Annotated in this window: 15 protein-coding genes; 5 read left to right on the top strand and 10 right to left on the bottom strand. The window is 66.8% G+C overall.

What is annotated here, in order from left to right:
* Positions 1 to 12 precede the first annotated feature (12 nt).
* From ABQJ48_RS31235 to ABQJ48_RS31215, 5 genes are all read left to right on the top strand, one after another.
* Positions 13 to 645 (top strand): diacylglycerol kinase, encoded by a 633-nt coding sequence (locus ABQJ48_RS31235; protein WP_367841804.1) that lies wholly within the window; start codon positions 13 to 15, stop codon positions 643 to 645.
* A gap of 288 nt (positions 646 to 933) precedes the next feature.
* Positions 934 to 1,659: a TetR/AcrR family transcriptional regulator gene (locus ABQJ48_RS31230; protein WP_367841803.1), complete on the top strand. Its 726-nt coding sequence runs from the start codon at positions 934 to 936 to the stop codon at positions 1,657 to 1,659.
* A 2-nt stretch (positions 1,660 to 1,661) separates the two neighbouring features.
* Positions 1,662 to 2,246, top strand: coding sequence for an LOG family protein (locus ABQJ48_RS31225; protein ID WP_367841802.1), 585 nt, complete (start codon positions 1,662 to 1,664; stop codon positions 2,244 to 2,246).
* A gap of 148 nt (positions 2,247 to 2,394) precedes the next feature.
* Positions 2,395 to 3,141 (top strand): SDR family oxidoreductase, encoded by a 747-nt coding sequence (locus ABQJ48_RS31220; RefSeq protein ID WP_367841801.1) that lies wholly within the window; start codon positions 2,395 to 2,397, stop codon positions 3,139 to 3,141.
* 249 nt (positions 3,142 to 3,390) lie between these two features.
* Positions 3,391 to 5,454, top strand: a complete 2,064-nt coding sequence (locus tag ABQJ48_RS31215; protein ID WP_367841800.1) for an ArnT family glycosyltransferase — start codon at positions 3,391 to 3,393, stop codon at positions 5,452 to 5,454.
* Positions 5,455 to 5,493: 39 nt separating this feature from the next.
* On the opposite strand, the gene ABQJ48_RS31210 is transcribed toward ABQJ48_RS31215, so the two are convergent.
* From ABQJ48_RS31210 to ABQJ48_RS31165, 10 genes are all read right to left on the bottom strand, one after another.
* On the bottom strand, positions 5,494 to 6,177 hold the full coding sequence (locus ABQJ48_RS31210; protein WP_367841799.1) for a DUF924 family protein: 684 nt from the start codon (positions 6,175 to 6,177) through the stop codon (positions 5,494 to 5,496).
* Positions 6,170 to 6,586 carry a group II truncated hemoglobin gene (locus tag ABQJ48_RS31205; RefSeq protein WP_367841798.1) on the bottom strand — a complete coding sequence of 139 codons (417 nt, stop codon included), beginning with the start codon at positions 6,584 to 6,586 and terminating at the stop codon, positions 6,170 to 6,172. The genes ABQJ48_RS31210 and ABQJ48_RS31205 overlap by 8 nt, the downstream gene beginning before the upstream one ends.
* A 27-nt stretch (positions 6,587 to 6,613) precedes the next feature.
* Entirely contained in the window at positions 6,614 to 9,196 is a 2,583-nt protein-coding gene (locus ABQJ48_RS31200; protein ID WP_473094215.1) for an ABC transporter permease, read from the bottom strand.
* Positions 9,193 to 9,804, bottom strand: a complete 612-nt coding sequence (locus ABQJ48_RS31195; RefSeq protein ID WP_367841797.1) for a DUF4126 domain-containing protein — start codon at positions 9,802 to 9,804, stop codon at positions 9,193 to 9,195. The genes ABQJ48_RS31200 and ABQJ48_RS31195 overlap by 4 nt, the downstream gene beginning before the upstream one ends.
* A gap of 295 nt (positions 9,805 to 10,099) precedes the next feature.
* Positions 10,100 to 10,420, bottom strand: coding sequence for a quaternary ammonium compound efflux SMR transporter SugE (sugE, locus tag ABQJ48_RS31190; protein ID WP_367841796.1), 321 nt, complete (start codon positions 10,418 to 10,420; stop codon positions 10,100 to 10,102).
* 102 nt (positions 10,421 to 10,522) lie between these two features.
* A complete protein-coding gene (kdpE, locus tag ABQJ48_RS31185; RefSeq protein ID WP_367841795.1) occupies positions 10,523 to 11,221 on the bottom strand; it encodes a two-component system response regulator KdpE in 699 nt (232 codons plus the stop codon).
* On the bottom strand, positions 11,214 to 14,186 hold the full coding sequence (locus tag ABQJ48_RS31180; RefSeq protein ID WP_367841794.1) for a DUF4118 domain-containing protein: 2,973 nt from the start codon (positions 14,184 to 14,186) through the stop codon (positions 11,214 to 11,216). Before ABQJ48_RS31180 ends, kdpE begins: the two co-directional genes overlap by 8 nt.
* Before the next feature lie 216 nt (positions 14,187 to 14,402).
* A complete protein-coding gene (gene kdpC, locus ABQJ48_RS31175) occupies positions 14,403 to 14,981 on the bottom strand; it encodes a potassium-transporting ATPase subunit KdpC (RefSeq protein WP_367841793.1) in 579 nt (192 codons plus the stop codon).
* A 40-nt stretch (positions 14,982 to 15,021) separates the two neighbouring features.
* Positions 15,022 to 17,133, bottom strand: coding sequence for a potassium-transporting ATPase subunit KdpB (gene kdpB / locus ABQJ48_RS31170; RefSeq protein WP_367841792.1), 2,112 nt, complete (start codon positions 17,131 to 17,133; stop codon positions 15,022 to 15,024).
* Positions 17,134 to 17,188: 55 nt separating this feature from the next.
* Positions 17,189 to 17,311: potassium-transporting ATPase subunit KdpA (locus ABQJ48_RS31165; RefSeq protein WP_367841853.1), on the bottom strand; the 123-nt coding region annotated here is incomplete at its 5' end.

Genomic DNA, 17,311 nt, shown 5'->3' with positions numbered 1-17,311 from the left:
CAAAGGCCGTCCATGCGATTTAGCCGATCCGACCGATCAACCATCGAGCGCGCGCCGAACGGCGCACTGCACGCGATCGAGGCCGAGCGCGATCACGCTGGCTGCGATCCCTTCGAAGACGTCGGCGAGCCCGCCACACCGGATGACGTCGACGATGCACACGGTGGGCGCACGAACCACGCCGTGAGCCGCGCCGACCCCGCACCGCACGAACCGCTCAGCCCCGACGATCCGCTCGCGCCGCTGCCCTTCAACCCGTACAAAGGCAATCGGGGACTCACGCGCGCCTGGCACGCGATGAAGAATTCGCTGGCCGGCTTTCGCGTCGCGATTCGCGAGGAGAGCGCGTTTCGTCAGGAACTCACGCTCGCCGCAATCCTGATTCCGTGTGGACTGGTGGTGCCGGTCGAGCCGGTCTCGCGCGTGTTGCTGCTTGGCTCCGTGCTGCTGGTGCTGATCGTCGAGCTGCTCAATTCGAGCGTGGAAGCGGCGATCGACCGGATTTCGCTCGAGCGCCACGAACTGTCGCGCCGCGCAAAAGACCTGGGCAGCGCGGCCGTGATGGTCGCGCTCGGCATGTGCGTGATGACATGGGGCGTGATCGTCGGACCGCTCGTGGTGCGCTGGCTTGGCGCACTGTCGTGACTCGTGTCATGGCGCCGCATGCGCCGCATCATGCCCATGCAGACTCGCGTGCGTCGAGCCGCAAAAGCGTCAAAACCCTTGCGATCGGCTTGGTATAAGAACGGTCGGTTTATAATCGTTAGACAGTCCCACAGGAAACGGGCCGCCCCCGGTTTCCTGGCCCTTTCGGGGGACCTGCCGCGCAGCGCCGGGTTCAGGGCGCCATAACATACCAACCGCATCCGGGTGGAAAACGCAGCAGCGGCACGCCGCCGCGCGCCCAGCCCGGCGTAACCAGGGCCGGACGAAATGGAACCCAAACCTCCCCGCCGCACGCGCGAACGGATTCTCGAACTGTCGTTGAAGCTGTTCAACGAAATCGGTGAGCCGAACGTCACGACGACGACCATCGCCGAGGAAATGGAAATCAGTCCAGGCAATCTGTACTACCACTTCCGCAATAAAGACGACATCATCAACAGCATCTTCGGCCAGTTCGAGCAGGAGATCGAAAAGCGTTTGCGCTTCCCCGACGACCACCGCGCGACCATCGACGAAATGTGGTCGTATCTGCAGTACATGGTCGATTTCATGTGGCGCTACCGTTTCCTGTATCGCGACCTGAACGACCTGCTCGCGCGCAACCGCACACTCGAAACACACTTCAAGCAGATCATCAGCCACAAAGTGCGCTTTGCGAGCCAGTTCTGCGAGCAGCTCGTCGCGGACGGCGAAATGGTCGCCACGCCGCAGGAAATCCAGGTGATCGCCACCAACGTCGGCGTGATCGGCACCTACTGGCTGTCGTATCAGTTCGTGATGAACCCGCGCAAATACAACGAGCAGGAAACGATACGCACGGAACTGCATCAGGTGAGCGTGCAGATCGTGTCGATGATGGCGCCTTACCTGCGCGGCCGCGCGCGGCAGATTTTCGACGACCTCGTATCCGGCAAGCTGCCCAGGCGCGAGTTCTACGACTATCTGCCGCCGAGGGAAGGCGCGGCGCCCCGCAACGAATCGAAGGACAGCTGAGCATGAAGTCGGTGTGTGTCTATTGCGGCTCCGCGAACGGGGCCAAACCGTTGTATGCGGACGCCGCCCGCGCCTTTGGCCGCGCGCTGGTGCAGGCGGGTCTCGCGCTGATCTACGGCGGCGGCAAGGTCGGGCTGATGGGCGTGATCGCGGACACGGTGATGGCCGAAGGCGGCCGCGCAATCGGCGTGATTCCCGAGCTGCTGGTCAACAAGGAAGTGGCCCATCACGGGCTGACCGAGTTGCACGTGGTGCCCGACATGCATCACCGCAAGAAGATGATGGCCGACCTGTCCGACGCGTTCGTCGCGATGCCAGGCGGGGTGGGCACCCTCGAGGAGCTGTTCGAAGTCTATACGTGGGCGCAACTCGGCTACCATGGCAAGCCGGTGGCGTTGCTCGATATCGGCGGGTTCTACGATCCGTTGATGCGCATGCTGCGGCATACGGTGGATGAGGGTTTCATGCGGCAGAGTTTTCTGGACATCCTGCAAATGGATGCCGATCCGGTCGCGCTGATCGGCAAGCTACGACGCTATCGACCGCCCAGCCGCGACAAATGGGCGATCAAACGCGACTCGGTCTGACGCACCTGGTCTGACGCCATTGCGCTCGACGGGCCTCGTTTGAGCGCGCGCGACGCGGCGCGTACTGCCCTGCTTGCGCTGCACGCCGTTCAGGCGCGTGCAATATCGGCCGCACCTGGCGCGGCCCTCACCGAACCATGAGGTTGCGATGACGAAAGCCGTTCTGATCACGGGTGGCAGCCGCGGCATCGGCCGAGCGAGCGCGCGTTTGCTTGGCGCGCGGGGCTGGTCCGTCGGCGTGAACTATGCGCGCGATGTTGCCGCGGCCCAGGAAGCCGTCGCCGAAGTCGAGCGCGGCGGCGGCCGCGCGGTGGCGATAGAAGGCGATGTCGCCAACGAAGCCGATGTGATCGCGATGTTCGACGCAGTCGAACAAACCTTCGGCCGGCTCGATGCGCTCGTCAATAACGCCGGAATCGTCGCGCCGTCGAGTCAGCTCGCCGACATGGACCTGGCGCGTCTGAAACGGATCTTCGACGTCAACGTGCTCGGTGCGTATCTGTGCGCGCGCGAAGCCGCGCGGCGCATGTCGACCGATCGCGGCGGCGCTGGCGGCGTGATCGTCAACGTTTCGTCGGCGGCGTCGCGCCTCGGCTCACCGAACGAATACGTCGACTATGCAGGCTCGAAAGGCGCCGTCGATACGATGACGCTCGGCCTCGCCAAAGAACTCGGCCCGCAGGGCGTGCGGGTCAACGCCGTGCGCCCCGGCCTGATCGATACGGAAATCCATGCGAGCGGCGGCAAGCCCGGGCGCGCCGCGCAGCTGGGTGCGAGTACGCCGCTCGGCCGCCCCGGCAGCGCCGAGGAAGTGGCCGAATCCATCGTCTGGTTGCTGAGCGACGCCGCGTCGTACGTGACCGGCGCGCTGCTGGACGTATCCGGCGGACGCTAACCCAGCTGGCTGCAAGGCCGGGTCCCCGGCGACGGCTCGCCCTGCGCTTCCCATCCCGCCGGTCACGAAGTCCGGTCATCCGTGCGGGAACGCTTGTTGCAGGCAAATACCGCCAACCGCCCGACCTTTCTGTAATCGAAAGTAATAAACACCGGCTACAATCGCGGCGCGATTCGTGCAAATGCGCGCGAGCACTGCCTTCCATCAGTAACCGGCCCATGCCGCCGCAGACGGCAAACAGAGACTGTCATGCAAGAGAAATTAGCCGCGCGCCGGCGCGCGGATCATGTCGCAACGACGACATCCGAGCCCGCCGTGACCGCAGGCCGGCTCCAGGAGCCGCCCCTTTCAGGGCCGTCGGGCGCTCCGCTGCCTGGCCCGGCGCATGGCCGGGTGCAGCGCCCGCTGCATGACGCGCTAGACAGCCCGCTGCATGCCAGCGCCGACGGCGCACACGTGGCCGGGCCCCGCACGCTGGCAACTGAAGCAAGAGGCTTCCCGGAAGCCACCGCCCCCACCGACGCCAGTGATCGCGCGACCGTCGGCATCCGCCGCTGGCGCGCGCTCGCCGCCATCCGTCCGCTGCTGTGGCTGGTCGCGCTGGCGATCCTGTGCGCATGGCTGCTGCCGGGCACGCTCGGCCATGAGCCGTGGAAGCAGGACGAGACCTATACGTTCGGCATCGTTCAGCACATGCTGGACACCGGCGATCTGGTCGTGCCGACCAACGCCGGCCAACCGTTCGTCGAAAAGCCGCCCATTTACGACTGGGTCGCCGCCGGCCTCGCATGGATGTTCGGCCGCTATCTGCCGCTGCACGATGCCGCGCGTCTTGCGAGCGCGCTATTCGCCGGACTGACGGTCTACTACACGGCACGCATCGCGCGCCGCGCGGCGGGCGCGTCGAGCTGGTTCGACCTGCATGTGATCGGCACCCTCGCGCTGTTTGCGGGCACGCTGGTCGTCGTCAAGCACGTGCACGACCTGATGACCGACGTCGCGCTGATGGCCGGCGCCGCGCTCGGCTTCTGCGGGCTGTTCGAGCTGGTGCTGGCCCACTTGCGCGACGACGCGCGCGAGCAACCGGTCGACGGGCGCGCGCAGCGCCGGGCCATCTCTAGCGGTGCCGCGATGTTCGGGGCCGGCGTCGGCGTGACGCTGCTGGCCAAGGGCCTGTTCGTGCCGCTCGTGTTCGGCGCGACCACCGTCGCGGTGCTGGCGCTGTATCCCGCTTGCCGCAGCCGCAGTTTCGCCCGCGCGCTCGGCGTCGCCGCGCTGGTGTGCGCGCCGTTGGCGCTGATCTGGCCCATCTGCTTCTACCTGCGCTCGGAAGCGCTCTTCAAGGTCTGGCTATGGGACAACAACGTCGGACGCTTCTTCGGATTTTCGGTGCCCGAACTCGGCTCTGAAAACGAGAGCCGCCTCTTCGTGCTGCGCACGGTGCTGAGCGTAGGCTTCCCGGTGGTACCGCTGGCGCTGGCCGCGCTTGCCGGCGGCGCGTGGCGGCGCTGGCGCGATCCGCGCGTGGCATTGCCGGTGATCTTCGCAGGCACCGGCTTCGCCGTGCTACAAAGTTCCGCGACCGTGCGCGAGTTGTACATCCTGCCGTTCATCCCGCCACTCGCGGTGCTCGCGATGCAGGGTGTCCAAACGCTTCCGCGCCGGCTGCACGCGGTCTGGGACATATGCAGCCGCGTGCTGTTCGGCAGCGCGGCAGCGCTCGTGTGGATCGTCTGGTCGATCATGACCAGCCCGCAGAGCACGCATGGGCAACTGCACCTGCTTGGCCGCTGGTTGCCGCTCGACTGGGTGTTGCCGGTCAAACCGCTGCTGGTCGCCGCCGCATTGGTCATGACGTTCGGCTGGTTATGGCTGTTGCCGGTGTTCAGACACAGCGGCAAGTGGCGCGGCGCATTGAGCTGGTGCGCGGGCGCGACGCTCGTGTGGGGGCTGGTCAGCACGCTGCTGCTGCCCTGGCTCGACTGTGCGAAGAGCTACCGCTCGGTGTTCGAAGATCTGGCCGCGAAGATGAATCTGGCGTGGAACGAGGGCGATTGCATGGCCAGCGCGGGCCTCGGCGAGTCCGAAGCGCCGATGCTCTACTACTACACCGGCATCGAGCATCATCCCGTCGCCGACACGCGCGACACCGCGTGCACGTGGCTGATCCAGGAAAGCCGCCGCGACAGCGCGCGGACGCCGCAGGGCGAATGGCGACTGTTCTGGTCGGGCGCGCGTCCCGGAGATACCGATGAGCTGTTGCGGGTGTTCGTGCGTACGCCGGCTATCGCGCCGGCTGCGCGAGGCAACTAGCGCGGCCGCGCCCGCGCGCGTCGCCGTAGTTTCCATTGCCTAGAACGACGAACCGGGTTGGCGCAGAAATTCGGTTTCCTCAGCGCTCGATGCACGGCCAAGCACCGCATTGCGATGCGGAAAGCGCCCAAAGCGCTCGATCACCTCGGCGTGGCGAACCGCGGACCGGTAGTAAGACTCGCCGCCCGGCTCCGCGCGTAGCTGCTCGAACAGCCGCAGCGACTCGCGCTGGCTGGCGAGCGTTTCGTCGTGTTCGAACGGCAGATAGGCGAACGCGCGATGATGCACGCTCGGCAGCAGCCGATCGGCGCCGCTTGCGATGATCCGCTGCGCAAGACGCAATGCCTGTTGATCCGCGGCAAACGCCCGGGGCGTGTTGCGATGACAGTTGCGCGAGAACTGATCCAGCACGATGACAAGCGCCAGCGCACCGAGCGGAGTGGTCTGCCAGTCGTCGAGGGCAGCGCCGCATCTCGTGCAGCCGGTTGCGTCATTAGTCCCGCCATCAGCCACGTCACTGGCCGCGTCGATCAGCGCACCGAAGCGCTCCCGCAGCATCGCGTCGAATGCGGGGTCGCGCGAAAACCAGCGCTTGTGCTCCTTGCCAAAGGCGGCCGAATCCGGCGCACCGAACCAACAGTCCAGCACCTCGCGCGCCTGCGGCGCGAGCGCCTCGTAATCCGCGAGCATCGAGTACGGCGCCTCCAGCGACCCGTCAGCCATTGCGGTTGCGCATCCAGTCGGCGGTTTCGAAGAACGAACCGAGCAGACGTTCGCGCAGCGGCTGCGCGAGGCCCACGTCCTCCATCGCCCACGCCATGCATCTGAGCCACTGATCCCGTTCGCTCGACGCGATCGCAAACGGCAAATGCCGCGCGCGCAGGCGCGGATGGCCGAACCGGCTGATGTAGTGGTCCGGACCGCCCATCCAGCCGCACAGAAACCAGAAAAACTTGTCGCGAGAGCCATCGAGCGACTGCGGATGCAAAGCCCGAATCCCGGCGAAATCCGCTTCCAGATCCATCAGGTCGTAAAAGCGGTCGACCAGTTCGCGCACGCGCGTTTCGCCGCCCACCAGTTCGAAGGCCGTCGGCTGCGCCGTGGCCAGTTCGTCGTCGTTCGAATCGCTCATCACCTGCTCACTGAACCGAAGTAAAAATCACGCGTCCCGCAGCGACTGCAGTGCGGGCCGTGCCAGCACATGCCGCAGGCTCAGCCAGCCGCCGACGCCGGCACACGCGACGCCGGCGGCAACCCCCGCGGGCAGCAGCCACGGATCGAAGCTGAGATAAAAGTCGAATACGCGCGTGGCCAGGACCCAGCCGATCACCTGCGCGCCGATGGCCGCCATCAGGCCGGCCAACGCGCCCACCGCGACGAACTCCGCGAACTGCACCGTGCGCACCTGCCGATGCGACGCGCCGAGCGCCCGCAGGAGCGCGGATTCTCGCATACGCTCGTCGCGCGTGCCGGCGAGCGCGGCGTACAGCACGAGCACGCCCGCCGCGAGCGTGAACGCGAACAGGAACTGCACGGCGCCGATCACCTGCTCCAGCACGCGCTGAATCTGCGCGAGGATCGGACCGGTGTCGATCGCGGTCAGGTTCGGATAGGTACCGATCAGACCGTCGATGACCGACTGTCGGTCCTGCGGCAGATGAAAGCTCGTGATGAAGGTCGCGGGGAAATCCTGCAACGCGGCGGGCGGCATCAGCACGAAGAAATTGACCTTGAACGAGCCCCAGTCGAGCTTGCGCACGCTGGTTACCGGCGCGTCGATCTGCAGACCGGTCACGTCGAAGCGCAGCACGTCGCCAGGCTTCACGTTGATCAGCTTGGCGAGCCCCTGCTCGATCGAAATCTGCGGCGTCTTCGTGTCGCCGTACCACGTGCCGGCGGCGATCCGGTTGTCGTCGGGCAGCTCGCTCGTGTAGGACAGGTTGAATTCGCGGTCCACCAGGCGCTTGGCGTCGTCGCCCTTGAACGAGTCCGGATTGACCGGCTTGCCGTTGATCGCCGTGAGCCGCCCGCGCACCATCGGCGAGAGGGCCGTGCCGGGCACGCCGTGCGCGTCGAGATAGTGCGTGACGGCGTCGCGCTGATCGGGCTGAATGTCGATGATGAATTCGTTCGGCGCGTCGGGCGGCGTCGATTTGCGCCAGCCCTGGACCAGGTCGTTGCGCGTCATCGCGATCAGCAATAGACACATCAGGCCGATGCCGAGCGCGGTGATCTGCAACGCGCTCGCACTGCTGCGCCGCTCGAGCGACGCCAGCGCATACCGCCAGCCGATGCCCGCGTTCATGCGCTCGCTGCGCACCGCACACGCGGCGCCCCACAAAGCCAGCCGGGCGATGCACGCGAACACCAGCAACCCGCCCGCGAAGCCGCCCGCGACGATCCCGCCGAGCTTCAACTCACCCGCCGCGACGATCAGCAGCGCGGCGAACAGCGCGATGCCGAGCGCATAGGCCGCCCACGCCGTGCGCCCCGCTTCGCCCCATTCGCGGCGCAGCACGCGCACCGGCGGCACGCGCGTGAGCGGCAACAGCGGCGGCAGCGCGAAACCCAGCAACAGCACGAGGCCGGCCGCGATGCCTTCGAGCGCGGGCCATGCGCTCGGGTACGGCAGCGCGACGTCGATCAGACTGCCGAGCCACGTCAGCAACGCGAGATGCCCGAGATAACCGAGCGCGATGCCCAGCGCGCCGCCGACCAGACCCAGCCCGACGAACTCCAGCGTAAACAGCGCGCGCAGTGCCGCCTGACTGACGCCGAGGCAACGCATCGCCGCGCAGCCGTCCAGATGCCGGCGCATGTACCGGTGCGCCGCCATGGCAATCGCCACCGCGGCGAGCAACGCGGTGAGCAGCGACACCAGCGTGAGGAAATGGCCCGCGCGATCGAGCGTCTGGCGCACTTGCGGCTGGCCGTCTCGCAACGATTCCAGCGCGACCCCGCGCATCTTGCCGCCGTCCGCCCGGTTATGGGCGAACTGCGCGAACTTCGCCACCGCTGCATCCGCGCCCGCCACCAGCAGCCGGTACGTCACGCGGCTGCCGTAGGTGATGAGGCCGGTCGATGCGACTTCGTCGGCACGCATCATCAGGCGCGGCGAGAAGTTGACGAACGAGAAGCCGCGGTCCAGTTCGCGGGTGATCAGCGCGCCGATCGTAAAGCTGCGATCGCCGACCTTGACGGTGTCGCCTACGTGCAGCTTCAACGCGTCGAGTAGCGCCTGGTCGACCCACACGGTGCCCGGCGCCGGGATCGACTGCGCGGGATGGTCCGGCGCGTGAGGCGCTGGCGCGATCCGCAACGCGCCGCGCAGCGGATAGCCGGGCGACACCGCCTTGATGGCGGCGAGGCGCGAGACCGGCTGCGCGCCGGTCGAACTGAGCATGCTGGGGAAGATCGCCGTAGTGGCGGTATTCAATCCGAGCACTCTGGCCTGCGCGGCGAATTGCGGGTCGACGGGATGATCGGCGCGCACGATGAAATCGGCAGCGATCATGCGCCGCGCGTCGCGCTCCAGGCCCTGATGCAGGCGGTCAGCGAGAAAGCCGACGCTCGACAATGCCGCGACGGCCAGCACCAGCGCCAGCAGCAGCATCGTCAATTCGCCCGCGCGCCAGTCCCGCGCTGTCATGCGGATCGCCTGGCGCAGCAGATGCCTGCCGGCGAGCCGGCGCGCCTGCGTTGGCCTGGCGCGCGCCGTGGAACCCCGTACTGTATCGCTCAATCGTGCCGGCTCCTGGCAAAACGCGACACCATGTGCGTGGCCATGCCGCGAAACCCGCCCTGCACACCGCGCCAGAGCCGGGGCAACGCCCAACTGGCGAGCATCAGGAACGCCACCATCAACACCAGAAACAGCAGCGGCACGAACAGCGCGAGCAACATGCCGCCGAACACGAGACCGTCTTCCGCGGTCGAGGTGATGACGTTCGACACCGGTTCCGGCGACAGGTTGATCAGCGCGCGCGTACCCGCCTTCGCCAGATGCGCGGTGCCTGCCAGCGTGCCGCCCGCGAGCGCGGCGACGGTCAGCAGGGCCGGATCGGCATGGCCGAATGCGCCCGCCGCCAGCACCGCGCCGGCCGGAATGCGGATGAAGGTATGGATCGCGTCCCATAACGAATCGAACGCGGGGATCTTGTCGGCGAGGAATTCGGCGACCGTCAGCAGGGCTGCCGCCCCGATCACCCAGGGCGACGATAGCGCGGACAGCGTATCGGGAAGATGGACGAACCCCAGGCGCTCGAAAACGCCGACCAGCAGCACCGTCAGATAGAGGCGCAGGCCGCTGCCCCACGAAAGGCCAGCAGCAAGCGCAAGTGATTCAAGCATGGCCGCCTCCAGGCGCGCTGTGCGTGCCGGGCGCTTCGGCGGCCGATCGAGCCCGGAGAAGCCCCCACCAAAGTCGTCAGACCCGCGCCAAGCCGGCCGCGCCATATAGGCCGCGGGCAACGTCAGGTTGGATTCGGTTTCATTATAGCCACGATAATTCGCAGAACGCAGAGCGGCGAACAATCGGTTGCCGGAATGAAACGCGGGGCAGGGTCGCTTTGCTGTGCCGGTGGCTGAAATCAGGCGGGCTTGCAGACCCACGTCGGGCCTGCAACGCAATGCGCAATGCGTCACTTCAATGCCCGGACGACAGCTTCAGCCCGATCAAGCCGACCACGATCAGCGCCGCGCTGGCGACCCGCGCGACGCTGAACGCCTCGCCCATCATCACGATACCGAAGATGAACGCGCCGAGCGCGCCGATCCCCGTCCAGACCGCGTAGGCCGTACCGAGCGGCAACTGGCGCATCGCCGCGGCGAGCAGCGCGAAGCTGCCGAGCGCGGTGACGATCGTGAACACGGACGGCCACAGGCGGGTGAAACCTTCGGAGGACTTGAGGCCGGCCGCCCACGCCACTTCGAGCAAACCGGCAATCAATAGAAGAAACCAGGACATGAGACCGTTCCCTGATGAAATGGGGCCGTCCCCGTTCATGGCAAAAGCGTAAGGTCGTCCTTACGAAGCGCAATTGTATCGAAGCGACCGGTTCGTTGCGCCTCAGGTCGCGCCCACGAGGCGATAGCCGACACCGGTCTCCGTGATGATGTGCTCGGGCTGCGCCGGATCGCGCTCCAGCTTGCCGCGCAGATGCGCCATGTAGATGCGCAGATAGTGGTGGCTTTCCACATGCGACGGCCCCCACACGTCGCGCAGCAACTGCCGGTGCGTCAGCACGCGACCGGCATGGCGCACCAGCGTCGCGAGCAGCCGGTATTCGATAGGCGTCAGATGGATGACGGCGGCGTCGCGCGTGACCTGGCGCAACGCCAGGTCGACCATGACCGAGCCGAAGCGCACCTGCGGCGACTCGTTCGCGCCGCCGTGATTGCGCCGCCGCATCTGCGCGCGGATACGCGCGAGCAATTCCGATACGCCGAAAGGCTTGGTCAGATAGTCGTCGGCGCCGGCGTCGAGCGCGGCCACTTTTTCGCTCTCCTGGGTGCGCGCCGACAGCACGATCACCGGCAGCTCGCTCCAGCCGCGCAGTTCGCGGATCACGTCGAGGCCGTCGGTGTCGGGCAGGCCGAGATCGACGATCACCAGGTCGGGCTTGCGCGTCGCGGCTTCGACGAGACCCTGCTTGCCGGTCTCGGCGTCGTGCACCACGATGCCCTCGCCTTCCAGCGCGGTTCGCACGAAGCGGCGAATCTGCTTTTCGTCTTCGATCAGGACGACGGTGGTGCTCGGCTCACTCATGGGGTTTGGGCAGCGCGTTGAGGGTGGCGGGTGCGGCTTGGGCGGCGAGATCGGCGGAACCGCCCGCATACCGCGCCGCGTCGAACGCGGCATGCGCCAGCGGATCGGCACCGTCGTCTTCCAGACCATCCGGCGCGTCCGGCGGCGTCTCCACCGGCAGCATGAACCAGAAACGCGCGCCTTCGACACATCCATCCGCCGACACGCGGTTCAGCGCGCCGATTGTACCGCCATGCGCCTCGACGATCGCCCGGCAGATCGCCAGGCCAAGGCCGATGCCCGGCTTGGCCGATTCCTTTTCGCCGCGCGTGAACTTCTCGAACACGCGTGCCTCCATGCCGGCCGGCAGACCGGGGCCGTCGTCATCGACGGTGACGCGCACGAACGGCCTGTCGTTTGCGTCGATGCGTTGGGCGCCGATCGTCAACGGCGTGTCCGGCGCGGTGTACTTGGCCGCGTTCTCGAACAGGTTCGAGAAGAGCCGCTCCATCAGCACGGCATCCAGTTGCAGCAGCGGCAGATCGGCGGGCAGCGCCACCCGCACCGGATGATTCGCCAGCACGCGCCGGCACGCCCGCAGCGCGGCGCCCACCGTTTCTTCCAGCAGCGTCCACTGCCGGTTCAGTTGCAGACTGCCCGCCTGCAGGCGCGCCATGTCGAGCAGATTGGTGACGATGCCGGTCATGCGCAGCGCCTCTTCGTGGATCGCATCGACCAGGTCGCCGTCTGATTGGGGTTGCTTATGGGCGTTGGCGCTCGCTTTGGGTTGCGCCTGTTTGTCCACGCCTTCCTGCGCTTCTTCCTGTGCTTCTTGCTGCGCTTCTTCCTGCGCCTTGCGCGTCTGCGCCAGCATCGACGAAAACCCGACGATCGTCGTCAGCGGCGTGCGCAGGTCGTGCGAGATGGCCGACAGCAACGAGTTGCGCAAGCGCTCCGACTCCATGTTGACGAGCGCATCGCGCGCGATGTCGACGTAATGCACGCGTTCCAGCGCCAGCGCGATCTGCGCGGCGAACGCGTCGAGCATGCGTTGCTGCTCGGGCACGTGCAACTCGCGCTCGTCGCGCAGCACCACCGCGAGCACGCCGCGCGTGCGCATCGGCGCCTTGAGCGGCAGATACAGCGCGGCGGCGGCCGGCAAAGTGTCGGTGCCATGGCCCGCCGGCTTCTGCTGATCGTAGACCCACTGGCCGACGTCGAGGTCGAGCAGTTCGCCTTCGAGCGTGAGCGCCGCGTCGGCGTCCTCGATCTTCTGCTTGACGTGGTCGGCGCTGTCCGGCAGCAGGATCGCAACGCGAGCGCCGAACACCTCGCTCACGTGCCGGCTGCCGATCCCGACGATCTGCTCGGTGGTCAGGGCCGCCGCGAGTTCGCGCGCCATCGCGTACATGGCGCCGGTGCGTTGCTCGCGACGCCGCGCAACGCTTGCCTCGCGGCGCAGACTCGAGGTGAGGTGGCTGATCACCAGCGACGTCAGCAGCATGCCGAAGAACGTCAGCAGATATTGCGTATCGGACACCGACAGCGACATACGTGGCGGCACGAAGAAGAAATCGAACGCGGCCACGCTCAGAAACGACAGCACCACGCCCGGCCCTCGTCCCAGCTTCACTGCCGTGAAGATCACGCCGAGCAGATACAGCATCACGAGATTGGCCAGATCGATCCGGTCGATCAACTGGCTCGACAGCAGCGTGATGGCCGCGCAGATGGCGAGCGCGATCGCATACGCGTGCGGCGGCGAACGGCGTTCGCGCGCCGCGCTCAGCGCCTCGCGCCATGCATTGGCGGTGGTGCTCAGCAGGCGCCGTTGCGCGCCGCCCGCGTCTTCGGACGATGCGCGAATCAGCGTGAGATCGAGCTCACCCGCGTGCTGCGCGATCCGCTCGCCCAACGGTCGACGCAGCCAGCGCTTGACGCCGCTGCGCGACGACGCGCCGGCCACCAGCTTCGACACGTTGCGGGCCTGCGCATAGCCGATCAGCGCGGTGAGCGCATCGGCGGCGGCGAGCGTCGCGGTTTCGGCGCCGAGTTCGGCGGCGAGCTTCAACGCGTTGAGCGTGCGTTCGCGGCGCGCGTCGGGCAAGCGCTGCAACGCGGGGGTTTCCACATAGACCGCCAGCCAGTCGGCCTTCAGGCTGGCGGCAAGGCGCGCGGCCGCGCGCACCAGCGCCGCGGCTTCGGGGCCCGGGCCCACGCACACCAGCAAACGCTCGCGCGCCTGCCAGATGCGCTGGATCGAACGGTCGGCGCGATATTCCCGCATCTGCGCGTCGACGCGATCCGCGGTGCGGCGCAGCGCCAGCTCGCGCAGCGCGATCAGATTGCCCTTGCGAAAGAAGTTGCGCACCGCGCGCTCCGCCTGCTGCGGCAGATACACCTTGCCGTCGCGCATGCGGTCGAGCAGTTCTTCGGCGGGCAGGTCCACCAGCGTGACTTCGTCGGCGCGATCGAACACGCGATCGGGAACCGTCTCCCACACGCGAATCCCGGTGATCTGGCCGACCACGTCGTTCAGGCTTTCGAGATGCTGGACGTTGACGGTCGTGTACACGTCGATGCCCGCGTCCAGCAGTTCGTGAACGTCCTGCCAGCGCTTCAGATGACGCGCGCCCTGCACGTTCGAATGCGCAAGCTCGTCGACGAGAATCAGTTGCGGCTTGCGAGCCAATGCGGCATCGAGATCGAACTCACCGAGCTTGCGGCCCCGATAGTCGATATGCGCGAGCGGCAGGACTTCGAGGCCTCCGAGCAGCGCGGCGGTCTCGCCGCGGCCATGCGTTTCGGCGATGCCGATCACCACATCCGCGCCTTCGTCGTGGCGGCGGCGGGCGGCCTGCAACATCGCATAGGTCTTGCCCACGCCGGCCGATGCGCCGAAGAAAATCTTCAGCCTGCCGCGCAGACGCTTCTCTTCGTCGCGTTGCAGCTTGTCGAGCAGTTCGTCAGGATCGGGGCGGTTCATGCTGAGTGCTTGTAGGGGTTGTCATCTCGTACGCGCGGCGGTGTCGGCATGGTGGCACGGCCGCGGCCGGCCTGCAAATGGCGGCGCGGCAGGCAGCGACACGGCACGGCGCCGCAGGCAGCGGCAGCGGCAGCGGCACGGCGCGGCGTAGCAAAGGCAAAAGGCGTCGTCTCGCGGACGCCGCCTTTCGCACGCTTCGGCGCGCAGCCGCACTGCCTAGCCGTGCTTCATCTCGTCGAGCGCGAGGTTCAGCTTCAGCACGTTCACGCGCGGCTCACCCAGAATGCCGAACTGGCGCCCGCTCGTATAACGGTCGACCAGCGCCTGCACGTCGTTCGGCGCGAGCTTGCGCGCCTGCGCGACGCGCGCGATCTGATAGGCGGCCGCCGCCGGACTGATCTCCGGGTCGAGCCCGCTGCCCGAGGACGTCACCAGATCGACCGGCACCGGCTTCGACATATCGGTGCCGGCGGCCTTCAGCGCGGCAATGCGCCCGTTGACTTCGTCGAGCAACGCCGGATTGGTCGGCCCGAGGTTGGAGCCGCTCGAACCCTGTGCGTTGTATGGCATCGGACTGGTCGCCGACAGTCGGCCCCAGAAGTACTGCGGCGCATCGAACTGCTGGCCGATGAGCGCCGAGCCGACCAGCTTGCCGTTGTGCTCGAGCAGATTACCGTTGGCCTGGTCGCGAAAAACCGCCTGGCCGAAAGCGGTCATCACGGCGGGGTAAGCTAGGCCCGTGAGCGCGGTGAGCACCGCGAAGATCACGAGCAACGGACGCAACAAATTTTTCATGACGATTGATTTCCTTTAGCCGACGCTTTGGCCGACACTTTCAAACCCAGCCGAACGCGGCCAGCACCATATCGATCAGCTTGATGCCGATGAACGGCACGATAATCCCGCCCAGACCATAAATCAGCAGATTGCGCCGCAACAGGATCGCCGCGCCCAGCGCGCGATAACGCACGCCCTTGAGGGCGAGCGGAATCAACAGCACGATCACGAGCGCGTTGAAGATCACCGCCGACATGATCGCCGACGCGGGCGTCGCCAGATGCATCACGTTCAGCGCATTCAGCGCCGGATAGGTCGTAGCAAACGCAGCCGGGATGATGGCGAAGTACTTGGCGACATCGTTGGCGATCGAGAACGTGGTGAGCGAGCCGCGCGTCATCAGCATCTGCTTGCCGATCTCGACGATCTCGATCAGCTTGGTCGGATTCGAATCGAGGTCGACCATGTTGCCCGCCTCTTTCGCGGCCTGCGTGCCGGTGTTCATCGCGACCGCGACGTCGGCCTGCGCGAGCGCCGGGGCGTCGTTGGTGCCGTCGCCCGTCATCGCCACGAGGCGCCCTTCGGCCTGGTGCGCACGGATGGTGGCGAGCTTCGCTTCCGGCGTCGCTTCGGCGAGAAAGTCGTCGACGCCGGCCTCCGCTGCGATCGCCGCGGCGGTCAAGCGGTTATCGCCCGTCACCATCACCGTCTTGATGCCCATCTTGCGCAATTCGGCGAAGCGCTCCTTGATGCCACCCTTCACTACGTCCTTCAACTCGATCACGCCGAGCACGCGCGCGCCCTGCTCGCCCTTTTCCGCGACCACCAGCGGCGTGCTGCCGCGCCGCGCGATTTCGGCCACCGCGTGGCTGACCTCGCTCGGGAAACGGCCACCGTTGACTTCCACGTACTGCTTCACCGCGTCGGCCGCGCCCTTGCGCACTTCGCGGGCCGGCGCTCCGGAGGACGTTCCCTGGGAGTACAGATCGACGCCGCTCATCCGCGTTTGCGCGGTGAACGCGAGGAATACCGGATGCAGCGACGCCACCTCGCGCTCGCGGATGTTGAAGCGCCGCTTGGCGAGCACGACGATGCTGCGGCCTTCCGGCGTTTCGTCGGCAAGCGACGACAGTTGCGCGGCGTCCGCGAGCGCTTCTTCGCTCAAGCCCGGCGCCGGCACGAATTCGGAGGCCTGACGGTTGCCGAGCGTGATCGTGCCGGTCTTGTCGAGCAGCAGCACGTCGACGTCGCCGGCGGCTTCCACCGCGCGGCCAGAGGTGGCGATCACGTTGGCCTGCATCATCCGGCTCATGCCGGCCACGCCGATCGCCGACAGAAGACCGCCGATGGTGGTCGGAATCAGGCACACGAGCAGCGCGACGAGCGCGGTGATCGTCACCACGTGTCCGGCCTTCGCAGCTTCGACCGAAAACACCGAGAACGGCAGCAGCGTCGCCGTGGCGAGCAGCATCACGATCGTCAACGCGACCAGCAGGATCGTCAGCGCGATTTCATTCGGCGTCTTCTGACGCTTCGCGCCCTCGACCATCGCGATCATGCGATCGAGAAACGCCTCGCCCGGATTCGCCGTAACGCGCACCACGATCCAGTCGGACAGCACGCGCGTGCCGCCCGTCACCGACGAAAAGTCGCCGCCCGACTCGCGGATCACCGGCGCAGATTCACCCGTAATCGCCGACTCGTCCACCGATGCGACGCCGTCGATCACCTCGCCGTCGGCCGGAATCACGTCGCCGGTTTCGACCAGCACGACGTCACCCTTGCGCAGATCGGAAGCCGTCAAGATGCGGATCGGCGACTTCGGATGCGGCTCGTTGAGCTTCTTGGCCATCACGTCTTTCTTCGCGCTGCGCAGCGACGCGGCCTGGGCCTTTGAGCGGCCTTCAGCGAGCGCTTCTGCAAAGTTGGCGAACAGCACCGTGAACCACAGCCACAGCGTGACCGCGAGAATGAAGCCCGCGGGCGCCTCCGCCTGGCCGGCAAGCGCGGCGATCCACAGAATGGTCGTCAGCATGCTGCCGATGTACACGCAGAACATCACCGGATTGCGGAACTGCGTGCGCGGCGTGAGCTTCCTGAAGGAGTCCGCGATCGCCGGGCGCAGCAGCGCCGGGTCGAACATGGACCGGGTTGCATTGTGTTCAGTCATTGAATCCTCGAATATCCCGTTTGCGCTGGTTTGCCGTTGGTTCGCACGGACCCGGTCAATGGGCGCCCATCATCATCAGATGTTCGACGCCAGGGCCGAGCGCGAGTGCAGGCACGTAAGTCAGTGCGCCGACCAGCAGCACGGTGCCAAGCAGCAGCACGACAAACAGCGGGCCGTG

Origin of the sequence: Paraburkholderia suaedae (assembly GCF_040812055.1) — a bacterium.
Lineage (GTDB): Bacteria > Pseudomonadota > Gammaproteobacteria > Burkholderiales > Burkholderiaceae > Paraburkholderia.
Note: the sequence above shows the minus strand (reverse complement) of the source record. Positions and strands in the feature narration are given on the sequence as shown.

Excerpts from the sequence above, each read along its gene's own strand:
- ABQJ48_RS31235 (WP_367841804.1), top strand. The coding sequence starts at position 13 with ATGCGATTTAGCCGATCCGACCGATCAACCATCGAGCGCGCGCCGAAC.
- ABQJ48_RS31230 (WP_367841803.1), top strand. The coding sequence starts at position 934 with ATGGAACCCAAACCTCCCCGCCGCACGCGCGAACGGATTCTCGAACTG.
- ABQJ48_RS31225 (WP_367841802.1), top strand. The coding sequence starts at position 1,662 with ATGAAGTCGGTGTGTGTCTATTGCGGCTCCGCGAACGGGGCCAAACCG.
- ABQJ48_RS31220 (WP_367841801.1), top strand. The coding sequence starts at position 2,395 with ATGACGAAAGCCGTTCTGATCACGGGTGGCAGCCGCGGCATCGGCCGA.
- ABQJ48_RS31215 (WP_367841800.1), top strand. The coding sequence starts at position 3,391 with ATGCAAGAGAAATTAGCCGCGCGCCGGCGCGCGGATCATGTCGCAACG.
- ABQJ48_RS31210 (WP_367841799.1), bottom strand. The coding sequence starts at position 6,177 with ATGGCTGACGGGTCGCTGGAGGCGCCGTACTCGATGCTCGCGGATTAC.
- ABQJ48_RS31205 (WP_367841798.1), bottom strand. The coding sequence starts at position 6,586 with ATGAGCGATTCGAACGACGACGAACTGGCCACGGCGCAGCCGACGGCC.
- ABQJ48_RS31195 (WP_367841797.1), bottom strand. The coding sequence starts at position 9,804 with ATGCTTGAATCACTTGCGCTTGCTGCTGGCCTTTCGTGGGGCAGCGGC.
- sugE (WP_367841796.1), bottom strand. The coding sequence starts at position 10,420 with ATGTCCTGGTTTCTTCTATTGATTGCCGGTTTGCTCGAAGTGGCGTGG.
- kdpE (WP_367841795.1), bottom strand. The coding sequence starts at position 11,221 with ATGAGTGAGCCGAGCACCACCGTCGTCCTGATCGAAGACGAAAAGCAG.
- ABQJ48_RS31180 (WP_367841794.1), bottom strand. The coding sequence starts at position 14,186 with ATGAACCGCCCCGATCCTGACGAACTGCTCGACAAGCTGCAACGCGAC.
- kdpC (WP_367841793.1), bottom strand. The coding sequence starts at position 14,981 with ATGAAAAATTTGTTGCGTCCGTTGCTCGTGATCTTCGCGGTGCTCACC.
- kdpB (WP_367841792.1), bottom strand. The coding sequence starts at position 17,133 with ATGACTGAACACAATGCAACCCGGTCCATGTTCGACCCGGCGCTGCTG.